This window comes from Hydrogenophaga crassostreae (assembly GCF_001761385.1).
Lineage (GTDB): Bacteria > Pseudomonadota > Gammaproteobacteria > Burkholderiales > Burkholderiaceae_C > Hydrogenophaga > Hydrogenophaga crassostreae.
The window spans coordinates 1,719,707-1,733,360 of the sequence record NZ_CP017476.1 but is presented as its reverse complement, the minus strand read 5'-3'; the positions used below and the strand labels follow the sequence as shown (position 1 = coordinate 1,733,360).

Here is a 13,654-nt window from a genome sequence, read left to right as displayed (position 1 = left end):
TGAAGAATGAGCCGCCCATGATGCGGTCCATGATCGCCCCGGCCAACAGGGAAACCCTTGGTCAGCAGAAGCGATGGGGCCCGATCAACCGCACAGTTGTCGCACCCGTGACCCAGCTGGGGCCCTCGCTTCAGGCCGATGGGGTTTCGTCGTCGCGCAGGGCTTCGCTCAACTGGTCAACCGGCTCGGCCCAGTCCGAATCCTGTAGCAGGGCTTCCTTCAGGAAGGTGGCCTGAGCGGTTGACCAGAAGGGTGCATCGGGCAGCCGCACATCGCCCGCGAGGGGTCGGTGGCGGGCGAGAAATTGCGCGATGCTCTTGGGGTCGTCCGGCAGACCCAGCTGGGCGAAGAGATCGCTGAAATGGTGGTGGGCTTCTTGCATGGTTTGGCCTTTCTTCTGTCGGTTGGAACGTGGACACCACAGGGGTGCTCTGGCCCGAAAAACGAGCCGGTTGGTTCATTCTAGGAAGCGCAGCGCCAGTCTGGGGTAGTCCGGCTCCTACGCTGCGCGACCACGGTGGCAGCGGCTGCTCCTGGTGGTTGACCCATCCATGATGCGACGCCTGATCGCCGGGGCCAACAGGGAAACCCCAGTTCGAACCGCGTTGACGAAAAGGTGTTCACACGACACCATCTGGTCCATATGAGCACCAGCACCGACACCCCCACCGCACGCGCCGAGCTGAACGCACCGCTGAACCTGCAACGCAAGGCCGCCATCGCGCGCGGCGGCGCGTTTGATCACGCAGGCCGGCTACAGGTGGAGCGCATGGCCAACTTCGACATGGGCCGCACGATCTTCGGCGGCCTTGAGGGCATTGCCCGCAAGGTCATGGATGAGAAGCTGGCAAAAGAATCGGTGTGGGACCGCGTGGCCGCAGCCGATATCGAGGCCGCTTACGCCAAGGCCACATCGGCCCAGCCAGCGCCAGCGATCGACCAACGGCTGATCGACTTCATGGTCAACGAGTGCGACTTCAGCATGGAGCACGCCGATGGCACCTTCCTCGAACACCTCGTGTTCTGCCACCACTATGCCGCCCGGTATTACCCCGGGCATTCGCCGAACGTCGCCCTGCTCCACTCGATACTGGGCACCGCAACCAACACCTTCGCCATGGAAGCGCGCAAGCTGCCCCAGCTCAAGGCGCTGCTCACCGATTTTGAAGCGCTGCACGTTGAGGCCTTTCCGTCGATCCTGCGCCTGCTCTACAACGACGACCTGCTCGAAGAACTCGAACAGAACATGCACCGCCTGGGCGAACTCAAGTCGCTGCGCTTGCACCGGGTGATCGACAACGAACCGCTCACAATCGATGCAGACAACCTCTGGATCAACCTGAACTACCACCTGATGCACTTCGTCGACTTCATGCCTTCCGCCAACTGGTCGACGCACCGGGCCGATCCGTTGCTCCAGATGTTTGAAAGGCTCTCGAGCCTGCTGGACCGCGCCGGCCAGCGGCAGGCCCGGGTCGAGGTCGAATTCCCCGAAACAAAGGCCGCCCCGGTCGGCGAAAACCGCAGCCTCTTCGGCCGCTTCAGCGACGGGATTCCCCCTGCGGTCAAGCTCACGCTGGCCCGCAAAGCCATCCGGAAATACTCCGAACTGGCCGGTCACGACCTCTCGTTCCAGCTCGAGTGGAAGGGCTGAGCCCTTCGCCCCAAGCCTGCTCAGGCGGCAAGGCAAAGGCGGCGCCAAGGTCGGCGATCTGTCAGGCTCGGTCGTGGTGCTGGAAAGACCCGTTCACGCCGCCACGCCAAGCCCCCCGCCAAAGGCTGACTTGAGCCGAAAAATGGGTTGTTGACGCTTGGCGGCGAAGGCGTACAGTGCAGGCGAAGGCAGCGCTTGCTGCCCAGTCCCGGAGAGACCGCCATACACAGACCCGGACCCATTGCAACTCACGCGGTGAGCGGCGTCACACACGGGCTTTCATCGAAGAAGCAGGAACAGGTGTTCGGCGGCGCGGCAATAGACCTCCGCGCCTTTGTTCAAGCGGATGATTCCAGGCGGTCATACAGAGCGATGCCAGCGCCGCGGCGATGAAACACGGTGGTGTCAAGCCGGCAACCCTGGTTGTTTTCATCGAGAAGTGAGGCCGGCAAACGTTGAGCCTCTCCCGGTTTTTCAATGAGGCAGGTGGATCCAGCTCAGGTGATTCACCAGAAGCGGTTCAGGCGGTTTGCCGCCACGGCTGGCCATTGAGGCAACCGGCAAAAGCCACCCGGTGTTCCCGCAAGGGGGCCGCATGCATTTTTAGCCAACGCAAGAGGAACACACCATGGCCAATCCCGTTCGCGCGAGCGATACACCCTTCCCCGTCAACGTTGAAGCCGGCAAAGACTACTGGTGGTGCGCCTGTGGTCAAAGCAAGAGCCAGCCGTTCTGCGATGGCTCGCACAAGGCCGCAGGTGAATTCACGCCAGTCAAATACAGCGCCACGGAAACCAGGACCGCCTATTTTTGCGGATGCAAAGGAACCGGCACGGCGCCGCTTTGCGACGGTACGCACAAGAAAGCACCCTGACCGCTACGGTGGGATCAAACCCGCGCTGACCGCGGTATTCGACAAAACCACCCGGTCAGACGGGAAGGCAGCGGTGGCTGCGCCCCTACGGCAAGCCTCACGGGATTTTTTCAGTGATGGCCCCGATTTTTTTCAGCGTCGCCTTGAGGCGGCGCGGCGTTTTCCTGGTGCGAATCCTGCATGATGTGGGTTGACGCCAACCAAGAGGACCCCCATGCAGCCGAACCCGATCCGCTCGATCCTGATCGCCAACCGTTCTGAAATCGCCATCCGCGTGATGCGCGCCGCCAACGAGATGCGCATCCGCACCGTGGCCATTTACTCGCAGCAAGACCGGCAATCGCTGCACCGCTTCAAGGCCGACGAGAGCTACCTCGTGGGCGAAGGCAAGAAGCCGCTGGCGGCTTACCTCGATGGCGAAGACATTCTGCGCATCGCGCGCGAAGCCGGCGTTGACGCCATCCACCCCGGCTACGGCTTCCTCTCAGAAAACCCCGACTTCGCCGACGCCGTGGTGGCCGCCGGCTTCCGCTGGATCGGCCCCAGCGGCGACGTGATGCGCACCCTGGGCAACAAGGTGGCGGCGCGCCACGCGGCGGTGGCCGCGGGCGTGCCGGTGATGCCGGCCACGCCGCCGTTGCCGCTCGATCTGGCCGAGTGCCAGCGCCTGGCCGAAGGCATTGGCTTCCCGGTGATGCTGAAGGCCAGCTGGGGCGGTGGTGGGCGCGGCATGCGCGTGATCGAATCGGCGGCTGAGCTGGAAGGTTCGCTGGAAGCCTCGCGCCGCGAAGCGCTGGCCGCCTTTGGCAACGACGAGGTGTATTTCGAAAAGCTCATCCGCCGCGCGCGCCATGTGGAAGTGCAAATTTTGGGCGACCTGCACGGCAACATCGTGCACCTGCACGAGCGCGATTGCACGGTGCAGCGGCGCAACCAGAAAGTGGTGGAGCGCGCCCCCGCGCCTTACCTCGATGCCGCGGCACGCGCCGCGCTGTGCGAAAGCGCGCTGGCGCTGATGCGCTCGGTGAACTACACCCACGCTGGCACGGTTGAGTTCCTGATGGATGCCGACGACAACCAGTGTTATTTCATCGAGGTGAACCCCCGCATCCAGGTGGAGCACACCGTGACCGAACTGGTCACCGGGGTCGACATCGTGCGCGCCCAGATCCGCATCAGCGAAGGCGGCTTCATTGGCGTCAACCAGGAAACCAAAGACGGCCGCCACCCCACGGGCGTGCCGCTGCAGGCCGACATTCCGCTGCGCGGCCACGCGCTGCAATGCCGCGTGACCACCGAAGACCCGGAAAACGGCTTCTTGCCCGATTACGGCCGCCTCACCGCCTACCGCAGCGCGGCCGGCTTCGGCATTCGGCTCGATGGTGGCACGGCCTACACCGGCGCCGTGATCACCCCGTATTACGACTCGCTGCTGGTGAAGGTGACCGCCTGGGCGCCCACGGCCATCGAGACCAGCCAGCGCATGGACCGCGCCCTGCGCGAGTTCCGCATCCGCGGCGTGGCCACCAACCTGCAGTTCCTGGAAAACGTCATCAATCACCCCGATTTCGCCGCCGGCGAAGTCACCACGCGCTTCATCGAAGAAACGCCCGAGCTGCTCGAATTCACGGTGCGCCGCGACCGCGCCACCAAGCTGCTGCGCTTCCTGGCCGAAACCGCCGTGCACGGCAACCCCGAAGTGGCCGGACGCACCTTGCCCGCCTTGCCGCTGCCCAAGCCCGTGTTGCCCAAGGTCGACCGCAGCAGCCCCGTGCCCGATGGCACAAAGCAGCGCCTGGAAAAGCTGGGCGCCAAAGGCTTCGCGCAATGGATGCTCGATCAAAAGCAGGTGCTGGTGACCGACACCACCCTGCGCGACGCCCACCAATCTTTGCTGGCCACGCGCATGCGCACCGCCGACATGCTGCCCATCGTTCCTTATGTGGCGCGCGAGCTGCCGCAGCTGTTTTCGCTGGAATGCTGGGGCGGCGCCACCTTTGATGTGGCCTTGCGCTTTTTGAAAGAAGACCCCTGGGCGCGGCTGGCCGCCATCCGCGAGCGCGCGCCCAACATCCTGCTGCAAATGCTGCTGCGCGGCTCCAACGCCGTGGGCTACACCAACTACGCCGACAACGTGGTGCGCCATTTTGTGCAGCAGGCCGCAGACGGCGGCATCGATCTGTTCCGCGTGTTCGATTCGCTCAACTGGGTGCAAAACATGCGCGTGGCGATCGACGCCGTGCTGGCCACCGGCAAGCTCTGCGAAGGCGCCATCTGCTACACCGGCGACCTGTTTGACACGGCGCGCCCCAAGTACAACCTGGCCTATTACGTGGGCATCGCCAAAGAGCTGAAAGAAGCCGGGGTGCACATCATCGGCATCAAAGACATGGCCGGCATCTGCCGCCCCCGCGCTGCTGCAGCGCTGGTGAAAGCCATCAAAGAAGAAACCGGCCTGCCGGTGCACTTCCACACGCATGACACCAGCGGTGCATCCGCCGCCTCGGTGCTGGCGGCCATTGAAGCCGGTTGCGACGCGGTGGACGGTGCTATCGATTCCATGAGCGGCCTCACCTCGCAGCCCAACCTCTCGGCCATTGCCGCCGCGCTGTCGGGCACCGAGCGCGACCCCGGCCTGTCGCAAGACGCCTTGCACGCCACCGCCATGTATTGGGAAGGCGTGCGCCGCTTCTACTCACCCTTTGAGGCCGACATCCGCAGCGGCACCGCCGATGTCTACCGCCACGAAATGCCTGGCGGCCAATACACCAACCTGCGCGAGCAAGCCCGCTCGCTGGGCCTGGCCCACCGCTGGACCGAAGTGTCCCAGGCCTATGCCGACGTCAACCAGTTGTTCGGCGACATCGTGAAGGTCACGCCGTCTTCCAAGGTGGTGGGCGACATGGCGCTCATGCTCGTTTCCAGCGACATGACCACCTCCGACGTGCTCGACCCCGCGCGCGAGGTGGCCTTCCCCGCCTCGGTGGTGTCGCTGTTCAAAGGCGAGCTGGGCTTCCCGCCCGATGGTTTCCCGGAAGCCGTGAGCCGCAAGGTGCTGAAACTCGCCGAAGGCGATTCACCACCAGCCCCTTACCGCCCCGGCGACAACATGCCCGATGTCGACCTGGCCGCTGCGCGCCTTGAGGCTGAAGCCGAATGCGGCCTGCCGCTCAACGAGCAACAGCTCGCCTCGTACCTGATGTACCCCAAGGTCATGCGCGACTACTGCGCCCATGTGCTGGAAAACGGCGACACCTCGGTGCTGCCCACGCCCGTGTTTTTCTACGGCCCGCAGCTGCAGCAAGAGTTGGCGCTGGAGATCGACCCAGGCAAGACCCTGCTGGTGGCCCTGCAAAGCATCGCAGACGACGGCGAAACCGCCCACAAGGTGCAGTTTGAGCTCAACGGCCAGTCGCGCACCGTGCGCGTGGCCGCCGCCAACGCCGCGGCGGCGGAGGGTGCCCGCCCGCTGGCCGAGCCCGGCAACCCCTGGCATGTGGCCGCGCCCATGCCCGGCGCCATCGTCAACGTGGCCGTGACCGCGGGCCAGCGCGTCAACGCCGGCAGCACGCTGCTTTCGCTGGAAGCCATGAAGATGGAAACCCACGTGGCTGCGGATCGCGATGCCGAGGTGGATGCTGTTTATGTGGTGTCTGGGGATCGGGTGCAGGCGAAGGAGTTGCTGGTGGTGTTGCGGGCGGTGGGGGGTGGGGCTGAGGGGGCTGCAGGTTGAAGAAAGCTGGCCCCTGGAGTTCGGATGACCTCTGGCGGTCAAATCAAGGCCTTAGAAGTGCATCCGGAGAAAAAAAGGCAGGGCCTGACCCCGATGTCCTTCAAAGAATGGCCTGATTTATCCTTGCGGCCGGAGAGAGAAATTGTTGCGAAAAAGCTTCCAAGCATCCTTTGAACTCAGTTTTGTGTAAAAATATTGCAAAAATGCACCTAGGAATGATAAATGCTACTCCGGTTTGGCGTCGAAAATCATGGCTCGATCGAGTCCTACCAAGAGCTACAGCTCACTGCAACTTCGCTCAAGGACGATGAGTCAGGCCTCATTCCTGTGGCATCCGAAACAGCAGCAGGAATTGAAAAGGCGTTAAAGGTTGTACCCGTTTTAGGAATCTATGGCGCAAATGCCTCTGGCAAATCGACATTGCTTTCTGCAATGGAATTCTTTGGGGATGGGATCGTTTCATCTCATACTGGGCGCGCAAGTAGCTCCGGAACACCCTACTATCCGTTTCTTCTCAATGAATCATCAAAGGAGAAACCTTCGCGATACGATGCCGATATCGTTTTAGACGGTTATAGGTATCACTACGGATATTCGCTTGATGGGAAAAAGATTGTTCAAGAGTGGCTGTATTCTTTTGATCTATCTGCCCCACGACAAGTTCGATCTGTATTATTCGCGCGAGAAACCAATAGCGACCTAAATATTGAATTTAAGTTTGGCAAGGCGTTGAAGGGAGAGAATAAACAAATTGCAAAGCTTGTCCGCCCAAACAGCCTTTTTCTGTCTGCTGCGGCTCAAAATTCTCATCCACAAATTACCCCAATATTCGAATTCTTCTTTTCAAAAGTTGTGCATCGACTTGACTCCAAAATTAATGAGGCAAGTATTGCAGAGCAAATCACCGCCTATTTCGGAGCAGATGAAGGTAGGCAAAAAATGGCGATAGAGTTTTTGAAAGCTGCAGATATTGGAGTCAATGGAATTGATTTCTCGAAATCTCCTCCGGACAAGAGGACTGCGGAGCTTCTTCAGGACTTCGAGCAGGTCCTAAAAAAGCATCTTCCACAAAACGAGGAGAATTTTGAATTTCCGAAAAATGTAGATCGCCCAAAGGTAGAACTCTTACATATTGGCAAAGATAGAGGTAAATATCCAATCAAACTAAAGCGTGAAAGCACCGGAACATTGGCATTGCTCCAGCTGTTGGGCCCAGCGTTCGCACGGCTTAATGAGGGAGGTCTACTTATTGTTGATGAATTAAATACGGCGTTGCACCCGCTGGTATCAAGAGAGCTGATCAAACTATTCTCCAGCCCGGACACCAATATTGGAAAATCGCAGCTAATATTTTCAACGCATGATACTAATCTTTTAAGTGGCGGACTGTTGCGAAGAGATCAACTTTGGTTTACCGAAAAGGATTTGGGCGGGGCAACTCACGTGTATGCCTTGAGTGACATAAAGGTTCGAGCGACGGATAATTTTGAACAGGGTTACCTAGAGGGTCGATTTGGAGCCACACCTTTTATGGGTTGTAGCCTGAAGGACTTTGTTCGAACGCTTCACGCATCAACTGCGGAAGATTGAAATGCAGCGAATACCATCAGCACCTTCTATTAGTAGAAGGTCGAAAATTATAGCGCCAAAAGTAGAAATTGTTGTTGCATGCGAAGGAAAAGTAACCGAACGAGAGTATCTCGAAAGCTGCAAGCAAGAGTATGGATCCGGTTTGGTAGCCCTTAGATTTCTTCCAATCACAGGTGTACCCATAACTGTGGTGAATGCAGCTATAGAAGAAAGGGAAAGACTTTTATTGGAGCAAAGACGGTCGAGGAATAGTTTTGATGTTTTCCGAGTGTGGGCGGTTTTTGATCGAGATGAGCATCCCCGAGTGAATGAAGCGATTGAGCTTGCTAAAAGCAATCGAATCGATATAGCCTTCTCCAATCCCTGCTTCGAAATATGGCCACTACTTCATCTAATAAACTATGGCGGACAAGATGATAGGCATAGAATTCAGCGACGTTTAAGAGCGCTTATGCCGCAGTATGATCATGAAAATGGGGCTGTGATTGATTTTGATCTAGTGAAGGACAAGGTAGACGATGCATTCAATCGATCTAAATCCCTTCTATTGCAGCGAGAAACTGAAGGGATTCCCTTGGGCTGCCCTTCAACAACAGTTGGTATCCTAGTAAGGAAGATCATTGAGAACGGTAGGGGGCGGTTCTCAAGGCACAACAATAACTCTTGAGGGTCAGTACCATCTTGAAAGTCAAGCCGATTTCCAAGGGTTTCAGAGGTTTCAGGGTTAGGTCTTGCCTTTTGCCTCTTCCAACTTGTGCAGGCAAAAGCCAAGACCCCAAACTCCGTCAAAGCCCGCCGTCTGCGCCACGGTGAACGCCGGTTCCAGGGTCAGGTCTTGCCTTTTGCCTTTGCCAGTCTATCCAAGCAAAATACAAGACCTCGTATCTTCTCCCGAGTGCGGGTGGTAGGTGCGAAGACGCACCATAGAACTATGGAGAGAAAAATGAAAAGTTTTGTGCTTATTGCAATCTTAGGGTTTGCGAATTTTGCTTTTGGTGCCCAAAGCAATCTTCCTCTGGACCAAGCTGCAAGAGAGGGCCAACTTTTGGAGGTCAAACGGCTTCTCGCCAATGGCGCAGACCCTAACGAAATCAATAAATGGGGGACCACCGCGTTGACTGGGGCTAGCACCTATAAGTCTGATTCACAGAACCATGTGCAAATTGTTCGGTACTTGCTGTCTCACGGCGCGGCCGTCAACAAACAAGTGGCAGATGGGACCACCGCTCTGCATGAAGCTGCGTTCTGGGGCCACTTGGGGACCGCAACGATCTTGCTAGAGGCTGGAGCCGACGCGAACCTTTCAAAGGAGAACGGCTTCACCCCGCTTATTTCTGCTGCAAGTCAAGGGCATGAAGGTATCGTCAAGCTGCTACTGAAATCGGGAGCACGCGCGAACGAACAAACGCGATCAGGAAATACTGCACTTCACGTAGCTTCAGGCGGAGGCCACGAATCCATTGTGAAGTTACTTATTGCGGCAGGCGCCAAGCGCGATTTGAAAAACAAAAATGGAGCTATTTCCGTCGACGTTCGAGATCAATCAAAGTCCCTAAATCTTAAGTAGCGCATTGTGGTCGCACAGAACCCGATATGAGGTCTTGCATTTTGCCTCTTCCAACTGATGCAGGCAAAAGACAAGATCCCAAAGACTTGCAAAGACTATTTCTTGATGCGGTGAATCGACCCAACGCCCACCGCCCAAGGCTTCCGGTCGGGCCCGACCTTTTTCATGGGCCGATGCCTCATGCGTTGTTACAGCCCCAGGCGTTTCAGCGTCAACCCGAGTTCGATGGTCTGTTGTTGAATGGCGGGTTCGGGGTTGGTGTCCCGGCCCATCATGGGCAGCAGTCGGTTGAGGTCTCCCGAATTCCCTTCGCGCCAGTACCCGGCAACCCACTGGCGGTATAGGGGTTTGAGGGCGGGCACGGTGTTGTAATCGGTGCCCGGTGGGCCGTCTCGGCCGGGCAGCAGGCGGCGCTCACCGAGGTAGCCGGCGAAGGCATAAAACGCGTCATCTGGTGGCAGAAAACCAAGTCGGTAATCGGCCATGCGTGCGGGCTCGGTGATGTCTGCGGAAGAGCGCAGGGTGCCAGGCCTCAAGCCCATCAGGTAGGGCAAGGTCTGCGCGCTGACGAAATCGACAGCCGGCCGAACTTGGCGACCCGGGCGGTGGGGGTACAGCTCGTTGGAGCGAATCGCCACATCGATGGCCAGGCGCCCGTCGACCGAGGGTGCCAGCTGCCAGTCGCCCACGGTTTCTCCCACCACATAGGTGTGCATGCCGTTGTGTTGCTGCAGCATGAGTGCAACGGGTTGCTCGGTCTCGTTGATGACGATGGTGGCGGCGGTGTAGTGGTCCAACTGGTGCCAGTCGTTCAAATCGCCCACCAAGCCCATGCCCAGCGATTGCCACCACGACAGGCCAGCGACCAGCCCGGAATGGCGGAACACAAAGTGGTAGGTGAGAAAACGCCATGGGCGAGGGGCTTCGCCGGCAGCCATGGACAGCTCCACCGTGTCGACCCGGCCCAGCGCGCGCGCTGGCCCACAGGCCGGGCTGGCCGCATCGGGCTGGTGCGTGAACACCGCTTGGGGATCGTTTGTGAATTGGTTGAGCAGCGCCTGGGTGACCGGGCGTGGCTGCTGCTGGCCACCTTGGGTGACCAAGCTGCCTTGGGCGATGTAGTCGCAGTAGAAGTCGATCGGCCCGGCGTGCCCGGCGGGTAACCACAGCTGGGGTCGGTGCCGCTCCAGCAGCGCTTGTTCGTCTGCGGTGGCTGCGCTGGCGCGGCGAGGGTTGGATTCGAAGTGGCTGGCAAAACCGGGGTGTTGAGAGAAGTTGCCGCCGCTCAAGGCGCAACCGCTGAGCGCCACACACAGCAACGGCAGCAGGAAAAGCCGCTGCCGAAACAAGCTCGAAAGTCCGCGCGAATCACCCCGCGCTGCCCGGAATTCAAGCTCTGATCGATGCGCCGCCGCCTCGACCGCAGCGAGCAAGCGTGGCGCCGCTCGCTCTGGCGGCGAGGGGCTGGCGAACAGGCCCTTTGGTGATTCTTTGTGCCCCACAATGGCGGTCCTTTGAACGGGGATATGGTGTGTGGGCATCGGGGTCAGGTCTCGCAATGCAACATCCCCCCGACTAGAGTCCGCCGACGGCACGACCTTTGCGCATGGAATTCCCCGGTGGCTTGTTTCATGTCACCTCATGAATGGCAACGACAGGGGCGCAAAAGCGTCAGCGGTCTGAGGCCATCAGGGCAGACATCAGTTCCCGCTGTCACCCCAAACCAGCGCTTCCATGTGGGCCATGTTGATTTGGTGGCTGGAGTAGTTGAGACGCGCAAACACCTCGGAAAATGCCAGTTCGTCGTCCGACTCGCAGGCCACCACCAAGGACAACATATCGCCAAACTTGCCGCTTCGTTGAAGCAGTGCAGCGGTGACTTCAGGCTCCAGATCCAGGCCCTCCAGCAAGGTTTCCATGGGCGCGCCAAGCATGCGGTCCAGCTGCGACAGCAGGCCGACCAGAAATGCAGCGCCCGCTTCACCGTCTGACAAGTTGATCTGGGCCAACAACTCCATCATGCGTCCGCGCACCACGGCCGACGCCCCCACCAGACTGGTGCTGCTCTGGTTGGCAAATGTCATCAGCATCGCCGACCAACGGCCCAGCTTCTGATAGCCCATCAACTGCACCGCTTGACGCAAAGACGTCACGGGCTGCTTCAAGCCCATGGCAGCAGAGTTGATGATGCGCAGCAGACTCACGCCGAGCGCAGCATCCTTTTTGAGCGTGAGTTCCACCGCATCCAGCGAGGCCCCCTGGCTCACCATGTTGAACAGTTTCATCGCTGTCATTTCACCGGGCGACAACGCACGCGGCTGCACCACTTCGGGCGCCGAAAACAACGACCCCTGGAACCGCTCCACGCCCAGGGACTGGGTCAGTTCAAACTGCTCTGCGTGTTCAATGTTGTGCGCCACGATGGCCGCGCCTGTGCGGGCCTTGATGGCGGCAACCAGCGCCTGGAGATTGGGCTGGGTCGCCTCTGACAACCCCACCTGTACAAAGTCGGCCAAGGTCTGCCAGGGCTTGTAAACCTGCGCAATGACATTGTGGCCAAACGACAGTCTGAAACCCTGTGCCCGCAATCGCTCAAGCAAGGTGGCCACCTCGGCAATCTGCTCAGGCACATGGCCGGGAACCATGGGGACTTCAATCACCGTCGTGGCGGGGTCTATGAATTCCCAATGGGGGCCTTCCAGCGCTGGGTGCTCGCTGGGAATGAACAGATCGCATTGCGATGTGGAAAACGGTGCACCGCCTTCGGCCAAAGCATGCAGCGTGGAAACCACGTTGTTGGACAGCGGTTCGCCTGTGGCCGACAGAGATCGATTGAACAGCTCATACGCGACCACATTGCGGTGGGCATCGACGATGGGATGACGCGCAATGGCCATCTGCCCCGTCAATGCAGATGGCTCGCCAGGATGGTTGGTTTGCATGGGCTGATGGGTACAAAAGAACGGGTCACACGGATACGCAATGCCATGCGGGCCGTATCAAGAGCCGGTCACCCGCAGGTTCGGTTCGTTATCCGCAACGAGCTTTGGACAGCAAGCACCCCCAAGAAAAAGCCTGCGTTTGGGGCTGTTGAAACTGTCCAATAGTGACTTCGAGTATTGCACAGGCATCAGGCGCATCGCCTCTGGGCCCTTGCGTTCGTGAGCGGCAAGGCCAAGGGTCTCGGGCTCCAGCGAGCGCCAGGTCAGGTCTTTTGACGTTGCGAGGTGATGCGGGCAAAGCACTAGACCGGCAGCGCCCTTTTCGCCCTTGGCCCAGTTTTCCCGGCGGGTGCTGCGATGCCGCAGTTGCGGGCCAGTAGACTCACGAAATTCAAGGAGGAAGGCTGTGTTTGCTGTGTCCAGTTGGTGCGCGTCTGTTCTGTGTGTGGTGCTTGTTTTGTCTGGCTGCGGTGATGCTCGCGGCGCAGAGAACACAGGCAATGACCCAACCGGTGGTTCTTCCACGAATGGGCCAGCGGCGGCGGCCCTGAGCAAGTACCTGGGCACATGGCGGAGTGTCTGTGACAAAGTGAACAGCAAAGAAAGTGAACAAGCCACCATCACCATTTCTGCGGCCGGCGCAGGCATGAGCCAGCTTCGCTTTACCAACCGCATGGCGGTTTACGAGGGCACCGCGTGTTCCGGTACGCCTGTGGTCGGAACCGCCTCGGGCACCTTCACCTTCATGGGGAAAAAGCAGGTGGGCAAAGCGGCGGTGGACAAGGTGGTGGTGCGTCTGGCCGGGGTTGATGCCCCGAACGCCTCTGTTGTGCCGAGGGAATCCAAGGATCTGCTGGCCATCATCAACAGCAGGCTCTACACGGGCAGCGTCGAAGTGTCTGCGCCTCGTGACGGGGCCGGTTATCCCGTGGACCTCTGGATGGACTTCCCCTCAACCAAGCAGTGACCTTTGCACCCGAATTCAGGGGCAAGCCTTGCCTTTCGCCTTTGAGGCCGCCTTGCTGGTCACCGATGGGCTGGGTTTCGGGGTCATACCTGCCTGTCCGCGGGGCCTTGAGCCCGGTTTTTCGGAAAACCGCCTTGCGTCTGGTCGCTGCTGGCCGGTGGTGCGTTGGGCCACAGGGAAGCCACGCTGTGTGGGGCACACGCTGAACACGTTCCGCGCGGTGTCCAAAAGCCAGGCTGGCTTCTGAGCCCCTTGCTTCCGTCCACCGGCGGGCCTTGGTCTGGCCCGGCAAGCCTTCAAGCAGCTGGTCCATCTCGGTCCGGGCAA

General features: G+C 59.5%; 10 protein-coding genes. 7 read left to right on the top strand and 3 right to left on the bottom strand.

The features are described 5' to 3' along the window. Positions 1 to 130 precede the first annotated feature (130 nt). Positions 131 to 382: a DUF2789 domain-containing protein gene (locus LPB072_RS08060; RefSeq protein ID WP_066093919.1), complete on the bottom strand. Its 252-nt coding sequence runs from the start codon at positions 380 to 382 to the stop codon at positions 131 to 133. 261 nt (positions 383 to 643) lie between these two features. Between LPB072_RS08060 and LPB072_RS08055 the strand changes: the two genes are divergently transcribed. The 6 genes from LPB072_RS08055 to LPB072_RS08035 all read left to right on the top strand — a co-directional run bounded on the left by LPB072_RS08055 (position 644) and on the right by LPB072_RS08035 (position 9,418). Continuing rightward, positions 644 to 1,654: a hypothetical protein gene (locus tag LPB072_RS08055; RefSeq protein WP_066093916.1), complete on the top strand. Its 1,011-nt coding sequence runs from the start codon at positions 644 to 646 to the stop codon at positions 1,652 to 1,654. Positions 1,655 to 2,282: 628 nt separating this feature from the next. After that, positions 2,283 to 2,528 (top strand): CDGSH iron-sulfur domain-containing protein, encoded by a 246-nt coding sequence (locus LPB072_RS08050; RefSeq protein ID WP_066093914.1) that lies wholly within the window; start codon positions 2,283 to 2,285, stop codon positions 2,526 to 2,528. Between the two features lie 214 nt (positions 2,529 to 2,742). Continuing rightward, entirely contained in the window at positions 2,743 to 6,261 is a 3,519-nt protein-coding gene (locus LPB072_RS08045) for a pyruvate carboxylase (RefSeq protein WP_066093911.1), read from the top strand. Between the two features lie 222 nt (positions 6,262 to 6,483). Further along, positions 6,484 to 7,851, top strand: a complete 1,368-nt coding sequence (locus LPB072_RS08040; RefSeq protein ID WP_066093908.1) for an AAA family ATPase — start codon at positions 6,484 to 6,486, stop codon at positions 7,849 to 7,851. 1 nt (position 7,852) lies between these two features. Continuing rightward, positions 7,853 to 8,518, top strand: coding sequence for an RloB family protein (locus LPB072_RS23110; protein WP_082877084.1), 666 nt, complete (start codon positions 7,853 to 7,855; stop codon positions 8,516 to 8,518). 276 nt (positions 8,519 to 8,794) lie between these two features. Further along, positions 8,795 to 9,418, top strand: a complete 624-nt coding sequence (locus LPB072_RS08035) for an ankyrin repeat domain-containing protein (protein ID WP_157694175.1) — start codon at positions 8,795 to 8,797, stop codon at positions 9,416 to 9,418. A gap of 188 nt (positions 9,419 to 9,606) precedes the next feature. On the opposite strand, the gene LPB072_RS08030 is transcribed toward LPB072_RS08035, so the two are convergent. Then, a complete protein-coding gene (locus LPB072_RS08030; RefSeq protein WP_066093903.1) occupies positions 9,607 to 10,959 on the bottom strand; it encodes a hypothetical protein in 1,353 nt (450 codons plus the stop codon). A 159-nt stretch (positions 10,960 to 11,118) separates the two neighbouring features. After that, a complete protein-coding gene (locus LPB072_RS08025; RefSeq protein ID WP_066093900.1) occupies positions 11,119 to 12,360 on the bottom strand; it encodes an EAL and HDOD domain-containing protein in 1,242 nt (413 codons plus the stop codon). 589 nt (positions 12,361 to 12,949) lie between these two features. Between LPB072_RS08025 and LPB072_RS08020 the strand changes: the two genes are divergently transcribed. After that, complete coding sequence (locus tag LPB072_RS08020) at positions 12,950 to 13,327, top strand: hypothetical protein (RefSeq protein ID WP_157559259.1); 378 nt, start codon at positions 12,950 to 12,952, stop codon at positions 13,325 to 13,327. The last annotated feature ends 327 nt before the right edge of the window (positions 13,328 to 13,654 follow it).